This window comes from Pseudomonas sp. BF-R-01, from assembly GCF_019946615.1.
In the GTDB taxonomy this organism is placed as follows: domain Bacteria; phylum Pseudomonadota; class Gammaproteobacteria; order Pseudomonadales; family Pseudomonadaceae; genus Aquipseudomonas; species Aquipseudomonas migulae.
Genome location: NZ_JAGYFX010000007.1, coordinates 77,774 through 93,698, shown reverse-complemented (window position 1 = coordinate 93,698; position 15,925 = coordinate 77,774). Strand labels below are relative to the sequence as shown.

The window sequence follows — 15,925 nt, the reverse complement described above, 5'->3', positions numbered from 1 at the left end:
GTGATGATGACGCAGAACACGCCAATGCCGAATCCGGCGAAGGTGCAGACCAGTGTCATTGCTGATTTAGGGATCATCTAAAAACCCTCCTTGCCGCGCTGAGATTCCCACTCGAACGGAATGACGATCACCCCGCCTTCTCGCAAACGATCTACGCAACGCTCGCCCATGGCCGATGGCAAAGATTTACCGTCCAGGTTTGAGATGATCACCGTGGGGCGCATCTGCTCGTACCGGCCGTTGATGATTGCGAACAGCGTGGTCAGCTCGAAGTCACTAGGGGTTTCCTTGCTCGCGCCGATCTCATCCAAGACGAGTAGAGAAGGCGCGATCAACCCAGATAGGATCAGCCCCTCGGTGCGCTCAGTACCGCCGCCGTACGTGGACCGAATGTCGTGCAGGATTGAGCCGACCGTGCGGTAAACGGCGGTAGCCGCGGTCTTGCGCATCAGCTCATTGGCGATTGCAACGCCCAAGTGGGTCTTGCCGGTTCCGGGCTTACCCAGCATCAACAGGCAGCGGCCTGATTCAGATATCTCCGGAAACTTGTCCACGTACTTGCGGCAGATCCGCAGCGCTTCTTTCTGCTCGGGCGACTCGGCGTTGTAGCCGTTGAGCGTCTTGCTGGCGAAGCGTTTCGGGATCAGGGCCGAACCGAGCTTGACGGACAGTTCGTAGCGCTCATGAACCTTGGCCCGCTCAGCCTCTTCTTCCTTCTCGATCCGCATGCAATCCGGGCAGCCGGTCTTGAAGACTTTTCCGAAGATCACGTTCACGGTTTGCGGGAACTGGCCGTGGTCTTCGCAGATTCCAGTCGTCGTTTGCGGAGCTGGCACGCCACTCGGCATGGCGATTACTTTTTCAGATCGCATAGCTGCCGTCCTCGCGCTGGGTCAGGCCGGCGGTGTAATCGCGCTCAGCGAAGCCGGTGTGACGAGATTGCGGTTGGCGTTGCGGGAACTGGCGGACGTTGCTCGCTCGGTGCTTGTCGTCCTTCACCCACTTGACCAGCAGGGAAACCCATTTGGATTGGACCTGCAGGATGCCAGTCGTTTCATGGTGAGCAGTGAACGGGGCGACGGCCTCCCTGGTGAACAGGTCGGTCGAGACGCCGAAGTGGACGCAGTAGGTCTTCAGGAGGTTTTCGTCAGGCATCCACTCCAGGGTCATCTCGACAGGCGCCTTTGGGTCGACAGGGCCCGGGGCTGGTTCTGGCTCTGCGACCGGCTGCTCGGGCTCCGCTTGATCCGGAGACTCTTCGCCCGCGTTGAGAGAGTGGTGTTGATCTTCCTGATTCGGAGAATCAGTGAATCCGGAATCAGCAATCAGGAATCCACAATCAGGAATCAGGGCGTTATCTAACGGTGGGTTCACAGGCTCTAACGGTTCTTTAACGTTAAACTCTGGTTCTGATACAAGAACCTTCCGTTGAGAGCCTGCGACGACAACGTTCTTTTTCCGTTCGTAAACAGTGAGATAACCGTTAATGTCGGGGAGAGTGCTGTCTTTTTCAGACCCGTGTGGGCTCTGGTGCTTCTGGAAATTGACGATTTCGATAACCGAGTGCCCTGACACCTGGTAACGAAAAATGAACCCGGCAGCGGCAAGACGCGCCAGTCCGGCATCCACGTCATAGTCATCGCAAGGAAACAGTTCGATCTTGATTCGCTTCACGCGATCCTCAAGGCGCCCTTCCCGATCTGCCAAGCACCACAGGCCAATGAAGGCCAGTCGGTCAAATGCTGGAAGCTCGACCAGCAACTCGTTGCTGAACAAGCCAGGTTTGATGTTGCGTGCACGGGCCATTACTTGGCTCCCTTGCCGATCAGGTCGGCCAGCTCGAAGAAGCGATCGACGTACCAGTGAGGCTGCGTCTCGCGGGGTGATTGCGGGCTGGTGAGGTTCTTGCCGAACTTCAGGCCCTTGTCAGTGACAGACCAGAAGCCGACGTATTCCTGCTTGGAGTTGCGGCGCTGCATCTCCTTGAGGAATCCGTGAGCCTCCAGCAGTTTGTTGAAGGCCGGCGCCGACGTGCGCAGGTCGAAGTCTTTGATCAGGGCGGTGACAGCCTTGGTCGGCATGGAGCTGCCGCCAGTGGTGTCTGGTGCGGCGTCTATGGCGTAGCCAGGAAGGAACTTGGCATCGAGTCCGTTGTTCGCGGCGATCTTGGCCAGCATCAACATCTGACTGGACGGCGCCGGCTTCAGCAGGCGCGTGAAGCACTCGAGGATCGCCAGCTCACCGACGACTTTGGTTCCGCTGAGCAGGACTTGCTCGCGGGCGCCCTGCTGCTGTTCCAGTTCACGCCAGCGGCGAATCACCTTCATCCGCATCGGTGCGCTGTAGCCAGTGAGCAGGCAGTCAGTGTGCTCGCGATCAAGCAAATACTCTGTCTGCTCGCGGTTCATGCTGTCCCGATAGATATGAGCAAAAGCGCTCACATCTACTCCAAGCTCTATTGCCATGGACTGAATGTCACGCTTCACATCTGGGTGACGCTTACCAGTGACATTGGCAATCTCGCGGGAAGACATCGTGGTCCGCGACACGTTTTCGGAATTAACAAAACGTGTCGCGACATGGTTCGGGGTATTGCTTGAATTGGGTTGGCTCTGCATAATCGGCCTCACAAGGTGTTATCGAATCAGCCAGGCCACGAACCTGGCTTTTTTGTGCCTGCGATTCAGGCGGTATGGGTGTCCGGCGCATCCGTGGTAGCTTTTTGCTTCCACACGAAAAGGCCTCGGAGGCCGGACATGTCATTAATCGATACTCAAAACTTCAACATCACCTGCGGCGAGTGCGCCCACAAATTCCCTCAGTCGGTCGGTGACCTGAAGCTCAATGACCGAATGACCATCTGTCCCGAATGCGGGAATCGCCACCAACTCGACAAAGCCGGGTTTGAGGCTGCCGTCGCTGAAGGTGAAAAGCAGATCGAGGACCTTCAAGCGAAGGTGCGGAGCATCGGAGAGAATCTTTTCAAGGGTGGCAACTAGCCCCTCAAGCTCGGAAAGACCGGGCTGAGCATTTAGTTGAAGTGTCAGTTCGGCTTTCATCAGGCGGCCTTCAGCGATTCGCGCAAAACGTGTAGCGCGTCGATGGCTTCCTGAATGGCTTTGTCGCCCTGGGCTTTTTCGTGCTGGCTGATGTGGTTGTCGGATGCAGCGTCGAAGATCAGCCGCCCCACGTCCCCGCACTCGGCGGTCAGGTGGCACAGCGCGGCCATAAGCGGCTTCGGCTCGGGGCGCTTGCGCAGCACGACGTCACACTCGAACTGATTGGTGAGTGCGCTCAACACACTCAGGCGCCCTTCCAGCGGCAAGTGAGTCAGCACCATCCCCAGCATCTGGATGTTCATTTTGTGGTGGGCACGATTGGGGTTCGCGCAGTCCAGCAGCGTGGTTTCGTTCACGCCCATTCGCTTGGCCAGTGCGGTGCCACCGTCAGCTTTCACTTCCCGGTGCAGCGTTCTCTCGAATTCTTCCATTGCGAAATCCCCTATTCGTCTCGCGTGGCGTAGTGCCAGTAGTTCCGCGATCATCTGTTCATCAACTGATCAGGGATGAACCCATGACCCTTTCTTCTTCCGGTCCCGAACCAGGGACCAGCCAACCGTCCCTTCCGCATCTGCGGTCCCTAATAAGGGCCGTGACTCATCGTTTTGGCGGGAAGGCGACCACGTTGCTGTCAGGCTTCGCTGTATTGCAGATCGCCCTCTTGAGCCCCGGCATCGCCACACGCACAAGCTCGGAAGCCAATGCGTCAGGGGTGATCCCCATCTCCAGCGCCCATCGCGCCAGTTCTTCTGTTGAGTTCTTCCTGAGATCCACTACTGCGTCAGGCATAAATCCCCCTCTGGCGCCTTATCAGGCTTGTCGCCTTTCAAGCTCAAACGGCAGCTCACCCAGTGTTCGCCTGACCTCAAGCGCCGCTTCGATGATTTCCCGGCTGAGCACGCTGTGTTGCAGCTTCATGTCGCGAGCAACGTCCTTGAGCTCTTGGAAGACTTCGTCATCGAGCCGCACCTTCACTTGGTGTTCGTGCCGATGCGCTTTGTCGTCGTAGGCCATAGGTTCACTTCCGCTTTCGGGGTGACGGTGCTGGGTTAGGCGGCGGATTTTTTTAGGGCTGCCTGCGCCGGGAAGGACTTCAGCTCATGCGCTTCAAAAGTCCCGTCCGAGTTGCAGGTGACTGAAATATTTCGTTCGGCCGCGATGGCTTTGCTGATTGCCGCAGGGCTGACCCCCAGAGCCTTGGCCGCAAAGGCCTGCCCTTTCGTAGCAACCAGCTCTGTAAGTGGGATCTGCTTCATTCTGGAATTCTCGAATGGTGTTTTCGAGAACGATATTAACCGCCGGTTAGGTTTCTAGCAATACCGCCGGTTGCCGCAAATAAATTAACCAACGGTTAAATTTCACGGATGAGCAAAAAGAAAGAACTGTCCCCAGAGCTGAAAGCTGAGTGCGACGCCGCGAAGGCGCTTTTCGTATCGAAAAAAAACGCCCTTGGCCTCACTCAAGCGAGCCTTGCAGAAGCAGCTGATATTTCTGCTGCCGCTGTCGCTATGTACCTGAACGGCACGAACCCGCTGAACGTAAAGTTTGCCGCGGTGCTGTCTCGCCTGCTGGATGTACCCGTTGAGAAGTTCAGCAAGAGACTGGCGAAGGAGATCAGCGGACTCACAAGCGGTGCTGAGCGCACGAACGCTTCATCGCCAGGCGCGACAGCTTCAGACATCGTTCGTCAAATGCTAGAGAAGCAGGGGAAATCGCTACCTGAGGCTGCAAGGAAGAGGTTGCTTGCAGCGGCTGAAGCCGACGATGGCGGCGGTGTAATCGAGCTCGATTACTACCGCCCCGGCGCCGTGGGCGATGAAGTGTGGATTGCGCATTACGACGTCCGCGCGGCAATGGGCGGTGGCCAGATCCCGCACGACTACCCCGAGATGTTTCAGGACGTGCGCGTCAGCCCCCAACATTTGCGCGAGATGGGCGTGGAGTTCAAAGAGCACTTCCACCTGAAGATGGTGACAGGTTGGGGCCAATCAATGGCGCCCACGATCAAGCACCGCGACCCGCTTCTGGTCGATGTCAGCGTCCGCGAATTCACCGGCGATGGGATCTACATGTTCTCTTGGGAGGGGCACCTGTACATCAAGCGCCTTCAGTGGATTGGCGACGACCAGATAAAAATGATTTCTGATAACGAAAGGCACACGCCGCAAACGATCAGGGCAAATGAAACCTTCATTCAGGCGCGGGTGCTACTGGTGTGGAATGCTCAATTAGTTTAGCCCCTCTGACGACAGATAAATCAACCAACATACAAATCGATAGCAATACATCACATAGGACGCATATGAATAGGGACGCAAGCGCTACACACAATTTCAATGCGGATGCTCGTTGGTTTTTGAACCAGATGAGCAGTCGAAAACGGGCCCTTCCACTTTTCGCTGCCACCGCAGGGAAAATGGCCGATGAATGTGATGAAAAGCTGATTGAGTTTATTGAAACGCACTCCCCATCTATCGAATATAACGAAAACAAAAGCATAAAAAAATATATCGTTCCGGAAGGCCACTATACAATTCACAACAAACTTAAGAATGCCCATAGCGACTTTTCGATATTTGCGAACGCTCTTCCGATGATGGCCTTCGTTTCGATTGTTAGCTTATTCGATGCGTATCTCGCAAGGCTTCTTAAAGGAATACTTTTGATCAAACCAGAACTACTTCACAGTAGTGGAAGATCCATAACATTTTCAGAGCTTTTAGCGTTCGGTAGCTTTGAGTCAGCGCAGCAGCATTTCGTAGAGAAAGAAATTGAAATGATACTGCGCGAAAGTCACATAACCCAGTTTGATATTCTTGAGAAAAGGCTGGGAGTAATCCTGACGAAACTCCCAGCGTGGAAGGGCTTCATAGAATTAACTGAAAGGAGAAATCTTGTAGTCCATGCAGACGCAAGAGTAAGTGCACATTATCTTGATACATGCGAAAAATACCAAATAGCGACACCCAAAGAGCTAAGAGTAGGCGACAGGCTTGAAATCTCGCCGAAATACTACAGACAAGCTTGCGAGTGCGTAATTGAGATCGGCCTGAAATTAAACCAAGTTATTTGGCGCAAGATACTTCCAGAGGACTTGATGGCGGCGGAGTCGTCATTCATTGATACTACTTACGACCTGCTGATATCGAAACAATATGAACTCGCAGAACGCATACTTGAACTCAGCAAAGAAAGAAATTTTGCGAAGGTAGATACAGAATCAAGGCTCCTGATTCTCATAAACTTAGCGATCGCCCTTAAAGGGCAGGAAAAACAAAAAGACTGTGAAAGCCTGCTTTCGAGCGAAGATTTTTCAGCATTATCCCAAAGATTCAAACTAGCCAACATGGTACTTATGGAAAAGTACGAAGAAGCTAGCATTCTTATGAAAAAAATTGGGAAAGATGGGGAAATTAGAGAGTCGCATTACCGAGAATGGCCGTTATTCAGATGGTTCCGAGAGACCGACTGGTTTAAGTCCGCTTTCGAAACGGTATACGGGATTAAGTTCACGGTTACTGAAAACCTCGGCAACTCTAAAACGAGTCCTTTAATTCAGCATGATGAGTCCACAGAAACTGTTCCTGAAACTGATTGCGAACCTGAGGCTGCGGCCACTGGTCCGGTCGGAGAGGTAATTTCACTTGCTCCCTATCTCGCCGCCCCAGAGCCTCAGGCTCAACCGCATCAAGCGTCGGCTGACGGAGAAAAGTAAAACCACTTGCCGATAGGAATTATTTACCCCACACTCAGTGTAGTACCTACGGAGAGGCCATTGATCATGAAACGTGACTAACTTTGTACATCAAATCGAAAATTAGCCCGCCTTCAAGCGGGCTTTTTTGTGGGTGGTCAAAAAGGTGCCGCTTCCTCAATTGTCTCAGCAACCTCCACGGTCCGATCATCGTCGGCACTGGCTTCCCACTTCAGCGTCACCGACTCATCGTCGTTAAACGTCATGTCTATGCCATCCGTCTCGGTTAACAGCCCAACCACCTCCTCCCACTCCCGATCTCCGTCAGTGTCCAGGCGATGGATCGTCACCCAGCGCTGAATCTGCGCCACGGGGTGATTGATCATCGATGAGACACGAAGCCCCAGCCTTTCAATACCGCTCATCTCCAGGCGCTCTGCCTGATTTTCTTGATTTTTCGCCTTTGCCATCTCGCCCCCTAGATACTGGATATGCATACAGCTTCGGCCAGAGCATACGCCACAACTTTGGAAAATAAATTAACCGCCGGTATTGACGATACATAAACCGGCGGTTAATTTACATCCATCGCCACCGAGTACCCAACCAGGGACCCGCAGCGAAGGGTCGAGAGATCCGCCGATCTTTAGTTCCACCGCCTCACCTTGCCGGATCACCACCGGCCCAGATTCAAAGGCAGCGATGAACCGGCCTCAACGGTTCAGAGGGTTGGCAACTGACCCGGGCGTGCAGCGTAAAACGCCAAGAACAGTTATCCAGCGGGAGAACAAGCCGAAAGGCCCGCGGCTGGAAGAACAATTTGAGATAGGCCAATGATCGACGCCAGCAGCGGGTCATGGCGGAAAGTTTCACTGATGCACCTGGTGACGGGTGCATTGGGAAAACAACCGGAGAGACAGAAATGCCAGCACCTAAACGCCCAACCGCCGCACAACTGCAACGTCAGGTCGACAACTGGAACGCCAAACACCCGGTCGGCACCGTGGTCAGCTTCGAAGAAATCGTCGGTCGCGGCGAAACGTACCGCGCGGCGACGAGAGATGAAGCCTCGGTCTTCGGCGGTCACACCGCCGTGATCTTCATCGAAGGCAAGAGTGGCTTTGTTGATCTCGGCCACTGCAAGGCTGTTGCGTGACGCAACACGGATTTCACTGGCTGGCCTTGGCGACAGGGCCAGACGGGAAATCAACCGGAGACAGCAGCATGCAAATCAACCAGCAGAAAACGGTGCAGGTCGACGTGACTGAGTTGCACCTGCACATAAAGGTGCGCGACGGCTTCGCTGCCGGCCTGAAGGATGCACAGGGCGAAGAAGTAGGCAGCTACGAAGGCTACGTGCCGGACTTCTTCCCAGGTGATCACTACGGCGACTACCTGATCCTCAACATCGATCTGGAAACCGGCCAGATCAAGAACTGGAAGAAGCCCACCGCCGGCGACATCGAAAAGATGTTCGCTCAAGGTGAGGACGACTGAACAACCAGCGCCACGTCAGCCTGACGATAACTGCCCGAGCACCTGGTACTCCCCAGCACCAGGCCGCATCGGAGAGTGATCGAAGCGTGCCCAAGCGGGCTGCAGCGCTAGGATCGCAAAGCCCCGGGAACCTCCTGAGCCGGTATGAGCGAGACGGCCAATACTATAAACGCGGCGGGAATCAAGCAGGGGTAGCGCCCTGGTGTTTCGATCACTCTCCGATGCGGACGAAACTGCGGCCTATAACCGCCCACCTGCATCAAATCCCAGAATCGGTTGTTATCGAGCGCTGGCGAACTGAACACGACCGTGGAACTCGGCGCCGGAGACGTGACCGGCAAGCAGATGCGGCGTTGAAAGCTGGGTTGAACGCTTCGGCAGCCCTGGAGAAACGCAGGTTAATACGGCGCCAGATAATGCTGGTTGCCCCTCCGAGCGGTCGTCCCGAAAGGGTCCGCTCTCGCCGGATTCGCGCCCGGCCATCTGCATCCACCCTTCCCGACAACACCCGCATGCACTCCCCTCCGCGCCCAACGGCAACCAGCGGAACGGATGAGTGCAGCCGAGTTTTGTTGGATCAACCACAGAGGTATTCGCGATGCGCCCGGTAATGACTCGAATCGGCAATTCCCGCTCCGGCTTCAAGAGCGCTGGTAAAGCGCTGTTCCATCACTGGGGTGTAGACACGATTGAAGCTGATACCGGCTTTGGAAACTACACCGTGGCGGTCGTCGAGTATCCGGACGGCCGTGTCGACATCTTTCCCCCGGCGAACATTTTGTTCATCGATGTGCAGGACCAGGCTCAGGCAGTAATCGACACCTTCACTGGCGAAGCCAAAGTCGCCTAACCCCAAACACTGGAGGTCGCCATGAGCGATTTCGGACACTGCGAAGGTGATGCCTGCCGTCGCAAAGGCTGCCAAGGCTTGATCAAGATGCGCAAGGCCGATGGTTGTAGCTGCCACATCAGCCCGCCCTGCTCTGCCTGCACTGCCCCGCGCCACTTCTGTGACAAGTGCGAATGGGATGAGGCTGACGACGAGGTCATCAACGACTTCATCGTCAACGTCGATAAAGCCACCGGCAACTATCGCAGCTGGGAACCTCGCCCGCTCGACCCAAGCAAGATCGATTACCGAATCAGTTCACACACCAACTCCTCGCAGATCTGCGAAGGCGTTTACCCCGAAGGCACAACCAAAGACGAGATTCTGGCGAAGGTGCGCGGCACTTTCGGCGGTCGCTTTGAGCGCTTCGGCGGCGGCAACTTCAAGTACATCGCTTACACCGACTGAATCCCCCGCCGCTCTGGAGGCGACCATGGCAACCAGCTATGCAGACGGCGCGCAGGCCCGAGAGTGGGACAGGCGCTATGACGCTTGGGGACGGGAGAAGAAATCTCAGCCTGAAGAATTCCACGACTACGAAGCTGCCGAGCAGATGCGCACTCAGGCACTGGCTGATCGTGCCGCTCGCGCAATTGAAGAGCGCAAAAGCCTGAAGCGCCGCATCGGCCTGGCAATGGCGCAAATGGAAATGGTTTGTCCTCCAAAAGGAGGCTCAGCGTGAGCATTCAACAACGCGACCACGATACGGCAGTTACCTGGATCGAAGGCGAGATCAACAACATGATCCGCGACCTCGGCAAGCCAAACGCCAGCTCGGCGGCGACGTCGTGCATCACCCTCGCCTACATGTTGCGAGTCATCAACGACGACGAACACCGTCACTACCGGGCCCGCATCGACCAGGTCTACGCCACCTATAACGAGTCGAACAAGCAAGGAGCCGCAGCATGACCACTCCACCAGTCAAATCACTGATCGACGAACAGCTCGACGAGATTGAATCGAAGCTGATCATGCTGGGCTTCGGCCTTCCGTTTAATGAAGTTATCGGCCAGCCGCGTGAGCGTGCAGTGTCGAGCCTGCCGAAGCGCTTGGCGGCCACCATGAAGGGCGGTCGAATTGCGGTGAGGGTTCGGCCGTGAGTTGCTGGATTAGTATCGAGGAGAGCCTGCCCGTGCCGAACAAGAAAGTCCTAGTCTGTCGGGTCGGAAAGACAAGCTATCCTCCATTTATGGCGATTCGAAGGAACCGTGATCAAAAGCCGTGGGAATACATCGACGGCGATACTTGCCACACACGGATTACCCACTGGTTTCCTATTCCGGATATGCCGAAATGACCAGATACCAGCGCGCCAAACGTGTCGCCCTTTTGCGCGGCAGTGCAATCGCCATCTCCGCCCTCCTATTTCTGATGCTACTCAGCGCCCTCGCCGACCGCATCACTCAATAACCCACACCTTTTCAAAGCTGCGCACCTCGCAGCAAGGAACTGTCATGCCTGCAAATAAGCAAGCACTCGCGCAAGACTCGCTCGAAATGGGCGAAGCCAAAGACGCACAAAACGCTGTTGCTCCTTCGGTCGCTGTCACCGACATCGCCGAATACAGGCCGCACGAGGAACAGATCGTTCGCCTGGAAACCACCTACGCAAAGTTGGTCGTTGACTGCTCGACCAGCGAAGGCTTGGCGAATGCGAAGGAAGTTCGCGTCGATATCCGCGACGTGCGCTACGCATTGGCGAACACCACCAAGACGGCGCTCGCTCCCTATCAGCAGGCGGTTAAAGACGCCCAGGCTCGCGTCAACCAGGTGAAAGAGTTCGGCGAGACGCTGAAAGATCGAGTCTTGGCGATCGAAGCGCCTGTTGACGAAGCAATCAAGGCTGAAGAAAAACGTGTGGCTGATGCCAAAGCCGAGCGCGAACGTGTCGAGGCCGAACGCGTAGAAGTCATCCGGGCAAAGATCACCCGCTTCAGTTCTGTCGCTGCTGCATACGCAAGCCGCAGCGCTGCTGATGTCGCAAGCGTTCTGCAAAGCGTCAAGGAGTCTGTGATCCTGCCCGAAGAATATGCCGAGTTCGAAGCTGAAGGCACCATCGCTCGCGACAACGCTATTGAACAGCTGGAAACGCTGCACAAGTCTGCCGTTGAACGTGAAGAGGCTGCCGCCAAGCTGCTGGCTCAGCAGAAAGAACTCGACGAACTTCGCGAGAAGCAACGCATTGCCGACGCCGAAGCCGAGGAATTGCGCAAGCAACGGGCCGAGGAAGACCGCCTGCGCTTGAAGAAGCAGCAGGACGATCTGGACCAGCAGCGCCGCGACATGGAAACACAGCAACGCCAACAGCGTGAACAGCAGGAAGAGCAACAGCGCCAGCAGCGTGAACGCGACGCACAGTATCAGCGTGACCAGGAAGAACTGGCCCGTCTTCGCGCCCAAGCTGCCGCACCGGTCCCGATCACTACTGCTGCGACTGTGGTCGAAGGTAAGGCTGAAGTCGCACCTCTCAGCACACAGGCGGTCGTCGCTGAACCCGACGACGTGACTACGACTGCGCCGTCGGTTGAAGACATCGTCGAGGTTGTCGCCCTGGGCTTCGACGTGGACCTCGACACTGCTCGCGCCTGGCTTCGCGCCATCCGCTTCTAACTCCCCTTTCCATCTGAAGGCCGACACACTCCTTGTCGGCCACGGAGAGCGCCATGACCGACTCAGACACTCAAGCACCAACGGGCCTCGCCACTTACCACGATCCATCGCACAACGCGGCAGCGCTCATCCTCGACCCAGGCACCATGAAGTCGATGAGCGACCTCGCGCTGATGATGTCGAAGGGCGTGACAACAGTCCCCAAGCATCTGAAGGGCAATCAAGCTGACTGCATGGCGGTGGTACTACAAGCAATGCAGTGGCAGATGAACCCATTTGCCGTTGCGCAGAAGACGTTCATCGTCAACGGCGGTGCCCTGAGCTACGAGGCGCAGCTCGTCAATGCGGTGATCACCGCCAAGGCGCCAGTCAAGGGGCGCTTAAACTTCGAGTGGTTCGGTGCCTGGGAAAACGTCATCGGCAAGATGCGCGAAGTTACCAGCAGGACCAAGCAGGACGAGGACACTGGCGAGTTCAAGAAGTACCGCGTTCCGGACTGGAGCTTTGACGACGAGAAAGGTCTCGGGATCAAGGTCTGGGCGACCTTCAAAGGCGAGGACGAGCCGCGTGTTCTGGAACTTCTACTTACCCAGGTCCGCACGCGAAACTCTACGCTTTGGGCGGAAGATCCCAAGCAGCAGATTGCCTATTTGGTGACAAAAAAGTGGGCCAGACTCTTCTGCCCTGACGTCATCCTCGGCGTCTACACGCCCGATGAGTTCGAAGACTCGTACGGCGGCGAAATCGATATCACCCCTGTGAAGCAAGCGGCGAACACTGCTGCTGCCTCCAGCGTTTCCTTCGGCCCGAAATCCCCGTCGCCGGAAATCGACGGTGTATTCGCCGATCTTTTGGCCGTCGCGAAACAGCAAGACATCGAAGCCTATGCGGCAGCTTGGGCAGCTCTCAAGCCGAAGCAGCGCGCAGCAATCGGCCTTGAATGTCACGAAGCGCTCAAGGCCATGGCGGCAACTGTTGATGGCGACTTCACCGACATAACTGGCACCAACGACGACCTGTCTCAGGCCGAGGAAGCGGCGTAATGAGAGCTGAACTTCAGGGCACTGAAAAGTGGCATGCAGACCGATCTGGTCGGGTGACAGCCAGTCGGTTTAAAGACGTGATGGCCTGGGGGAAGCCTGACAAAAATGGGAAGCGCGAGCCCATGGGTGCACGCACCTCCTACATGCGCGAACTGTGCTTCGAACGACTGGCAAAGAAGTCCAAGCACAACGTCAGCAGCGCTTCCATGAAGTGGGGCCACACCGAAGAGCAGAAGGCTCAGGACGCCTACGAGATGCTGACCGGCAACATTGTGATGCCGTCGGAATTCATCGTTCACCCAAGGTACGACTGGCTCGGCTGTTCGCCAGACGGCCTGATCAACGATGACGGGGGCACCGAGTCGAAGTGCCCCTTCAATGAGGCGATACACGTCAGGACTTGGCTCGAAGGCATGCCCGAGGAACACATGCCGCAGGTACAGGGCTGCATGTTCGTCACGGGGCGGAAGTGGTGGGATTTTCTGTCGTTCGATTCTCGTCAAGATGAAGAGTGTCAGCTCTACATCGAGACGATTTACCGCGACGAAGACTACATCGCCAACCTGCACAAAGAGCTGGTCCAGTTCAACCTGGAACTGAATCGCATGGTTGATGAGGTCGCCGACAGAGCTCGTGCGCAAGCTCATCGGTTAAGTGCCTGATATCGAATGAGGTGGCCATCATGATCAGTAACCTGAAATACGACATCGAGTTCCGACGCGATAAAGCGCTGGAGCTTTCCAGCCAGGTCGAACAGCACTTGGCCGCGGGCGGGCGATTCTCCAGATCCGAGCCCGCTCAGATTAATCCGCTACCTGCGGAGCGCTCGGCGAAGATCGACCCCGACACCATCCTCAAGCGCCGCCGGCCTTCGCCCACCCGGGCAGAACGCATCGCGCTGCGGCGGATCACGGAGGCGTTATGAGCGAACTCACACAAGATCAGGCGAACGACGCTCTCCATTACGACCCGGAGACGGGGATATTCACGCGAAAGATCCAGACTTGCGGGCGAGTGAAAGTAGGAGATGTTGCGGGTTATGTTCGGGATGACGGCTATCGCATGATTCGAGTTCGTGTCCGGCAGTACCTTGCTCATCGTCTGGCATGGCTCATGGTTACCGGGAAATTTCCAGAGAATCAGATAGATCACATAAACGGGAGCCGCGGCGACAACCGATGGTGCAATCTCCGCGCAGTGACCAATACGGAAAATGATCGTAATCGAGCAGTGCGCCGCGATAGCGCTTCTGGTGTGATGGGGGTCCGCAGGCACAACCGAGCCGATGGATGGGTTGCGAGAATTACTGTCAGCGGCAAAATAATGAACCTGGGCTTTTTCAAGAATATTGAGGATGCGACTGCTGCCAGAAAGTCCGCTGAAGCGAAACACGGGTATCACAGCAACAGCGGGAGAACACGCAATGCCTAAAGCATCCGTCAAGCGTCGAAAACCGAACAACGGCTTCGCCCGGGCCGAACGAAGCTGCCGGGCGCTGCTCCGAACCAACCACGTAGCCGTCGTGAACATCGACCCAAGTGGCGCGCAGATCATGGCGAACTGGAAGAGCTGCCGGCAGATCCGGAGCCTCGCGATTGCCAACGCTCTGTTCGACTTCTCCTACCGCTGGACGATCTACCTCAGCGCCATGTGTCGAGACGAGCGCGGCGTTGAGTACGTCAAGTCAGTGGAAATATCGCCAGAGGGCATCTACAAGGTCGAACGCCTCACCGATGCCATCGAGCATTACTACCTGGAGCTGCGCGGCAGCTGCAACCCAAACCACATGGTTGCGTCAGGGTGGATCGCCGTTCCCGCGGATGTGTCGCTTGATGAGGCCCAGGCCGCAAAGCTGTTCTACTCCGCCGGCGCCTGGCATCAGGTGAAGGTCGCGGCATGAGGCGAATCAGCAACCAGGTGCGCCAGCGCCGACGACAGACATGGCTGGATATACCGGCCCACGGAATTGAAGAGGAAGGCCATGGCCGAGGAACAGCAGGAGCCGACAGCGGAAGCCAAGAAGCAGCGCCGCAAGCGCGAGAAGGAAGCCGAGAAGAATGCCGCGCTGGGCATCGGAAAGTTTCAGATCGAAGTGGCCGGGGTGTTCAAGCCTGACTTGCAGAAGGTGATGAAGGCCCACGGTATCAACAACCAGCAGGACATTCACCAGCGGCTGCTGATCAACCTGATCGCCGCCGACTTCGAGACCCAGGCCAAGATGCTTCAATGTGTCACGACACCTTTCATTATCAGTGAGAAGGTGTCACGCGAATTCAGAAACAAAAGTCTGCTCGCGCTGGGCGCCTCTCCTGGTGAGCCAGATGACGAAATAGTCGAACCTGAATGTTAGAGAATCAATCAGCTCCTACTACTCAGTATCTTAAGGAAAGCCAATTAAGAAATCTGCTCAAATTCTTATACGGTTTTTACCAAGCTTAACGATGTCGACAACTGCAATTTTAGGCGTTGCTTGGCATCATTTACAAAACCTGTGATGTTGTTTTTTCCCAAAAAATCGAGCATGTAAGCCTTGGCCTCAGCGGGCACAGTAAAAGTGTCGGCGAACATCATTAGCTTTATCTCAGACTCGATTTCTTCTGCAGTACGCTCAGGAATTTGAGAGACATAGTTATCAATGTGAGCACTTAAAATCGAGTCGATTTTTTCTATTGTTTCACCAAGCATTGTAGGCAAGTACCTTTCATAACACTTATAAAAGGTCTTCCCGCTGATCGAGGCAGCATATTCTGGCAAAATAAAATAAGGCTTGTCTCCGTCCAAATGAGACTCTCTTGTCAGGTCATAGCCTCTATGCACGACCATATTCCTAAGCCCCCTCAAGAATGAATAATTTTGCTCACCATCAGAGAATCCTTCAAAAATAAAATCCGTCCTAATAGATTCAAGAAACTCCAAATAGTACGGGTATGTTTTTTCTGAAAGATACTCTGTCAACGAAACAATACTTGAAAGACAGCTTGAATAATAAAAGCGAAGTTCAATGACAGCCTCAGCAGTGATAGGCGCCGAGTACCCTTTCGCGACTCTAAGCGCAACATTTCGAGATTGAATATAGTAATTCAAAGTTTCTAGTATATCGGTTTGGTACATGTTTGCTCCTCGAGCCGACT

27 protein-coding genes are annotated in these 15,925 nt (G+C 55.4%); 17 read left to right on the top strand and 10 right to left on the bottom strand.

Annotated elements, in window-relative coordinates:
• Window positions 1-77 precede the first annotated feature (77 nt).
• The 8 genes from KGB27_RS05220 to KGB27_RS05185 form a co-directional block, all read right to left on the bottom strand.
• Complete coding sequence (locus tag KGB27_RS05220) at window positions 78-872, bottom strand: ATP-binding protein (protein ID WP_223553422.1); 795 nt, start codon at window positions 870-872, stop codon at window positions 78-80.
• On the bottom strand, window positions 862-1,806 hold the full coding sequence (locus KGB27_RS05215; RefSeq protein ID WP_223553420.1) for a DnaT-like ssDNA-binding domain-containing protein: 945 nt from the start codon (window positions 1,804-1,806) through the stop codon (window positions 862-864). Before KGB27_RS05215 ends, KGB27_RS05220 begins: the two co-directional genes overlap by 11 nt.
• Complete coding sequence (locus tag KGB27_RS05210; RefSeq protein ID WP_223553418.1) at window positions 1,806-2,618, bottom strand: Rha family transcriptional regulator; 813 nt, start codon at window positions 2,616-2,618, stop codon at window positions 1,806-1,808. The genes KGB27_RS05215 and KGB27_RS05210 overlap by 1 nt, the downstream gene beginning before the upstream one ends.
• A gap of 144 nt (window positions 2,619-2,762) precedes the next feature.
• The gene (locus KGB27_RS05205; protein ID WP_223553416.1) at window positions 2,763-3,059 is read right to left on the bottom strand and encodes a hypothetical protein; all 297 of its coding nucleotides are present in this window, start codon (window positions 3,057-3,059) and stop codon (window positions 2,763-2,765) included.
• Window positions 3,059-3,490 (bottom strand): phage regulatory CII family protein, encoded by a 432-nt coding sequence (locus KGB27_RS05200; RefSeq protein ID WP_223538761.1) that lies wholly within the window; start codon window positions 3,488-3,490, stop codon window positions 3,059-3,061. The genes KGB27_RS05205 and KGB27_RS05200 overlap by 1 nt, the downstream gene beginning before the upstream one ends.
• Window positions 3,491-3,656: 166 nt before the next feature.
• Entirely contained in the window at window positions 3,657-3,848 is a 192-nt protein-coding gene (locus tag KGB27_RS05195; RefSeq protein ID WP_223538760.1) for a hypothetical protein, read from the bottom strand.
• A 21-nt stretch (window positions 3,849-3,869) separates the two neighbouring features.
• Entirely contained in the window at window positions 3,870-4,073 is a 204-nt protein-coding gene (locus KGB27_RS05190; protein WP_223538759.1) for a hypothetical protein, read from the bottom strand.
• 35 nt (window positions 4,074-4,108) lie between these two features.
• On the bottom strand, window positions 4,109-4,315 hold the full coding sequence (locus KGB27_RS05185; RefSeq protein WP_192416167.1) for a Cro/CI family transcriptional regulator: 207 nt from the start codon (window positions 4,313-4,315) through the stop codon (window positions 4,109-4,111).
• A 108-nt stretch (window positions 4,316-4,423) separates the two neighbouring features.
• On the opposite strand from KGB27_RS05185, the gene KGB27_RS05180 reads away from it, so the two are divergent.
• On the top strand, window positions 4,424-5,296 hold the full coding sequence (locus KGB27_RS05180; RefSeq protein ID WP_223538757.1) for a helix-turn-helix transcriptional regulator: 873 nt from the start codon (window positions 4,424-4,426) through the stop codon (window positions 5,294-5,296).
• A 65-nt stretch (window positions 5,297-5,361) separates the two neighbouring features.
• Window positions 5,362-6,774, top strand: coding sequence for a hypothetical protein (locus tag KGB27_RS05175; protein WP_223553413.1), 1,413 nt, complete (start codon window positions 5,362-5,364; stop codon window positions 6,772-6,774).
• Window positions 6,775-6,911: 137 nt separating this feature from the next.
• Here the strand turns inward: KGB27_RS05175 and KGB27_RS05170 are convergent, their stop codons facing one another.
• Window positions 6,912-7,223, bottom strand: a complete 312-nt coding sequence (locus KGB27_RS05170; protein ID WP_223538755.1) for a DUF1654 domain-containing protein — start codon at window positions 7,221-7,223, stop codon at window positions 6,912-6,914.
• A 452-nt stretch (window positions 7,224-7,675) separates the two neighbouring features.
• Between KGB27_RS05170 and KGB27_RS05165 the strand changes: the two genes are divergently transcribed.
• The 15 genes from KGB27_RS05165 to KGB27_RS05095 all read left to right on the top strand — a co-directional run bounded on the left by KGB27_RS05165 (window position 7,676) and on the right by KGB27_RS05095 (window position 15,144).
• Window positions 7,676-7,909 carry a hypothetical protein gene (locus KGB27_RS05165; protein ID WP_223553410.1) on the top strand — a complete coding sequence of 78 codons (234 nt, stop codon included), beginning with the start codon at window positions 7,676-7,678 and terminating at the stop codon, window positions 7,907-7,909.
• Window positions 7,910-7,977: 68 nt separating this feature from the next.
• Window positions 7,978-8,250, top strand: a complete 273-nt coding sequence (locus tag KGB27_RS05160; RefSeq protein WP_223553407.1) for a hypothetical protein — start codon at window positions 7,978-7,980, stop codon at window positions 8,248-8,250.
• Window positions 8,251-8,848: 598 nt separating this feature from the next.
• Window positions 8,849-9,100 (top strand): hypothetical protein, encoded by a 252-nt coding sequence (locus KGB27_RS05155; RefSeq protein WP_223553405.1) that lies wholly within the window; start codon window positions 8,849-8,851, stop codon window positions 9,098-9,100.
• A 21-nt stretch (window positions 9,101-9,121) separates the two neighbouring features.
• Window positions 9,122-9,547: a hypothetical protein gene (locus KGB27_RS05150; RefSeq protein ID WP_223553402.1), complete on the top strand. Its 426-nt coding sequence runs from the start codon at window positions 9,122-9,124 to the stop codon at window positions 9,545-9,547.
• Between the two features lie 25 nt (window positions 9,548-9,572).
• On the top strand, window positions 9,573-9,821 hold the full coding sequence (locus KGB27_RS05145) for a hypothetical protein (protein ID WP_223553400.1): 249 nt from the start codon (window positions 9,573-9,575) through the stop codon (window positions 9,819-9,821).
• On the top strand, window positions 9,818-10,051 hold the full coding sequence (locus KGB27_RS05140) for a hypothetical protein (protein WP_223553398.1): 234 nt from the start codon (window positions 9,818-9,820) through the stop codon (window positions 10,049-10,051). Before KGB27_RS05145 ends, KGB27_RS05140 begins: the two co-directional genes overlap by 4 nt.
• Entirely contained in the window at window positions 10,048-10,242 is a 195-nt protein-coding gene (locus KGB27_RS05135) for a hypothetical protein (protein WP_223553396.1), read from the top strand. Before KGB27_RS05140 ends, KGB27_RS05135 begins: the two co-directional genes overlap by 4 nt.
• Complete coding sequence (locus KGB27_RS31525) at window positions 10,239-10,439, top strand: DUF551 domain-containing protein (protein WP_223553394.1); 201 nt, start codon at window positions 10,239-10,241, stop codon at window positions 10,437-10,439. The genes KGB27_RS05135 and KGB27_RS31525 overlap by 4 nt, the downstream gene beginning before the upstream one ends.
• Window positions 10,440-10,596: 157 nt before the next feature.
• Window positions 10,597-11,751, top strand: a complete 1,155-nt coding sequence (locus KGB27_RS05125; RefSeq protein WP_223553392.1) for a hypothetical protein — start codon at window positions 10,597-10,599, stop codon at window positions 11,749-11,751.
• A gap of 53 nt (window positions 11,752-11,804) precedes the next feature.
• A complete protein-coding gene (locus KGB27_RS05120; protein WP_192416156.1) occupies window positions 11,805-12,794 on the top strand; it encodes a RecT family recombinase in 990 nt (329 codons plus the stop codon).
• Window positions 12,794-13,456 carry a lambda exonuclease family protein gene (locus KGB27_RS05115; protein ID WP_192416155.1) on the top strand — a complete coding sequence of 221 codons (663 nt, stop codon included), beginning with the start codon at window positions 12,794-12,796 and terminating at the stop codon, window positions 13,454-13,456. Before KGB27_RS05120 ends, KGB27_RS05115 begins: the two co-directional genes overlap by 1 nt.
• Before the next feature lie 20 nt (window positions 13,457-13,476).
• A complete protein-coding gene (locus KGB27_RS05110; protein ID WP_223553390.1) occupies window positions 13,477-13,719 on the top strand; it encodes a hypothetical protein in 243 nt (80 codons plus the stop codon).
• Window positions 13,716-14,225, top strand: a complete 510-nt coding sequence (locus KGB27_RS05105; RefSeq protein WP_223553388.1) for an HNH endonuclease signature motif containing protein — start codon at window positions 13,716-13,718, stop codon at window positions 14,223-14,225. The genes KGB27_RS05110 and KGB27_RS05105 overlap by 4 nt, the downstream gene beginning before the upstream one ends.
• Window positions 14,218-14,694: a hypothetical protein gene (locus KGB27_RS05100; protein ID WP_223553386.1), complete on the top strand. Its 477-nt coding sequence runs from the start codon at window positions 14,218-14,220 to the stop codon at window positions 14,692-14,694. The genes KGB27_RS05105 and KGB27_RS05100 overlap by 8 nt, the downstream gene beginning before the upstream one ends.
• An 81-nt stretch (window positions 14,695-14,775) precedes the next feature.
• Complete coding sequence (locus KGB27_RS05095; RefSeq protein WP_223553384.1) at window positions 14,776-15,144, top strand: hypothetical protein; 369 nt, start codon at window positions 14,776-14,778, stop codon at window positions 15,142-15,144.
• Between the two features lie 65 nt (window positions 15,145-15,209).
• On the opposite strand, the gene KGB27_RS05090 is transcribed toward KGB27_RS05095, so the two are convergent.
• Entirely contained in the window at window positions 15,210-15,905 is a 696-nt protein-coding gene (locus tag KGB27_RS05090) for a hypothetical protein (protein WP_223553381.1), read from the bottom strand.
• Window positions 15,906-15,925 lie beyond the last annotated feature (20 nt).

Excerpts from the sequence above, each read along its gene's own strand:
- KGB27_RS05220 (WP_223553422.1), bottom strand. The coding sequence starts at position 872 with ATGCGATCTGAAAAAGTAATCGCCATGCCGAGTGGCGTGCCAGCTCCG.
- KGB27_RS05215 (WP_223553420.1), bottom strand. The coding sequence starts at position 1,806 with ATGGCCCGTGCACGCAACATCAAACCTGGCTTGTTCAGCAACGAGTTG.
- KGB27_RS05210 (WP_223553418.1), bottom strand. The coding sequence starts at position 2,618 with ATGCAGAGCCAACCCAATTCAAGCAATACCCCGAACCATGTCGCGACA.
- KGB27_RS05205 (WP_223553416.1), bottom strand. The coding sequence starts at position 3,059 with ATGAAAGCCGAACTGACACTTCAACTAAATGCTCAGCCCGGTCTTTCC.
- KGB27_RS05200 (WP_223538761.1), bottom strand. The coding sequence starts at position 3,490 with ATGGAAGAATTCGAGAGAACGCTGCACCGGGAAGTGAAAGCTGACGGT.
- KGB27_RS05195 (WP_223538760.1), bottom strand. The coding sequence starts at position 3,848 with ATGCCTGACGCAGTAGTGGATCTCAGGAAGAACTCAACAGAAGAACTG.
- KGB27_RS05190 (WP_223538759.1), bottom strand. The coding sequence starts at position 4,073 with ATGGCCTACGACGACAAAGCGCATCGGCACGAACACCAAGTGAAGGTG.
- KGB27_RS05185 (WP_192416167.1), bottom strand. The coding sequence starts at position 4,315 with ATGAAGCAGATCCCACTTACAGAGCTGGTTGCTACGAAAGGGCAGGCC.
- KGB27_RS05180 (WP_223538757.1), top strand. The coding sequence starts at position 4,424 with ATGAGCAAAAAGAAAGAACTGTCCCCAGAGCTGAAAGCTGAGTGCGAC.
- KGB27_RS05175 (WP_223553413.1), top strand. The coding sequence starts at position 5,362 with ATGAATAGGGACGCAAGCGCTACACACAATTTCAATGCGGATGCTCGT.
- KGB27_RS05170 (WP_223538755.1), bottom strand. The coding sequence starts at position 7,223 with ATGGCAAAGGCGAAAAATCAAGAAAATCAGGCAGAGCGCCTGGAGATG.
- KGB27_RS05165 (WP_223553410.1), top strand. The coding sequence starts at position 7,676 with ATGCCAGCACCTAAACGCCCAACCGCCGCACAACTGCAACGTCAGGTC.
- KGB27_RS05160 (WP_223553407.1), top strand. The coding sequence starts at position 7,978 with ATGCAAATCAACCAGCAGAAAACGGTGCAGGTCGACGTGACTGAGTTG.
- KGB27_RS05155 (WP_223553405.1), top strand. The coding sequence starts at position 8,849 with ATGCGCCCGGTAATGACTCGAATCGGCAATTCCCGCTCCGGCTTCAAG.
- KGB27_RS05150 (WP_223553402.1), top strand. The coding sequence starts at position 9,122 with ATGAGCGATTTCGGACACTGCGAAGGTGATGCCTGCCGTCGCAAAGGC.
- KGB27_RS05145 (WP_223553400.1), top strand. The coding sequence starts at position 9,573 with ATGGCAACCAGCTATGCAGACGGCGCGCAGGCCCGAGAGTGGGACAGG.
- KGB27_RS05135 (WP_223553396.1), top strand. The coding sequence starts at position 10,048 with ATGACCACTCCACCAGTCAAATCACTGATCGACGAACAGCTCGACGAG.
- KGB27_RS05125 (WP_223553392.1), top strand. The coding sequence starts at position 10,597 with ATGCCTGCAAATAAGCAAGCACTCGCGCAAGACTCGCTCGAAATGGGC.
- KGB27_RS05120 (WP_192416156.1), top strand. The coding sequence starts at position 11,805 with ATGACCGACTCAGACACTCAAGCACCAACGGGCCTCGCCACTTACCAC.
- KGB27_RS05115 (WP_192416155.1), top strand. The coding sequence starts at position 12,794 with ATGAGAGCTGAACTTCAGGGCACTGAAAAGTGGCATGCAGACCGATCT.
- KGB27_RS05110 (WP_223553390.1), top strand. The coding sequence starts at position 13,477 with ATGATCAGTAACCTGAAATACGACATCGAGTTCCGACGCGATAAAGCG.
- KGB27_RS05105 (WP_223553388.1), top strand. The coding sequence starts at position 13,716 with ATGAGCGAACTCACACAAGATCAGGCGAACGACGCTCTCCATTACGAC.
- KGB27_RS05100 (WP_223553386.1), top strand. The coding sequence starts at position 14,218 with ATGCCTAAAGCATCCGTCAAGCGTCGAAAACCGAACAACGGCTTCGCC.
- KGB27_RS05095 (WP_223553384.1), top strand. The coding sequence starts at position 14,776 with ATGGCCGAGGAACAGCAGGAGCCGACAGCGGAAGCCAAGAAGCAGCGC.
- KGB27_RS05090 (WP_223553381.1), bottom strand. The coding sequence starts at position 15,905 with ATGTACCAAACCGATATACTAGAAACTTTGAATTACTATATTCAATCT.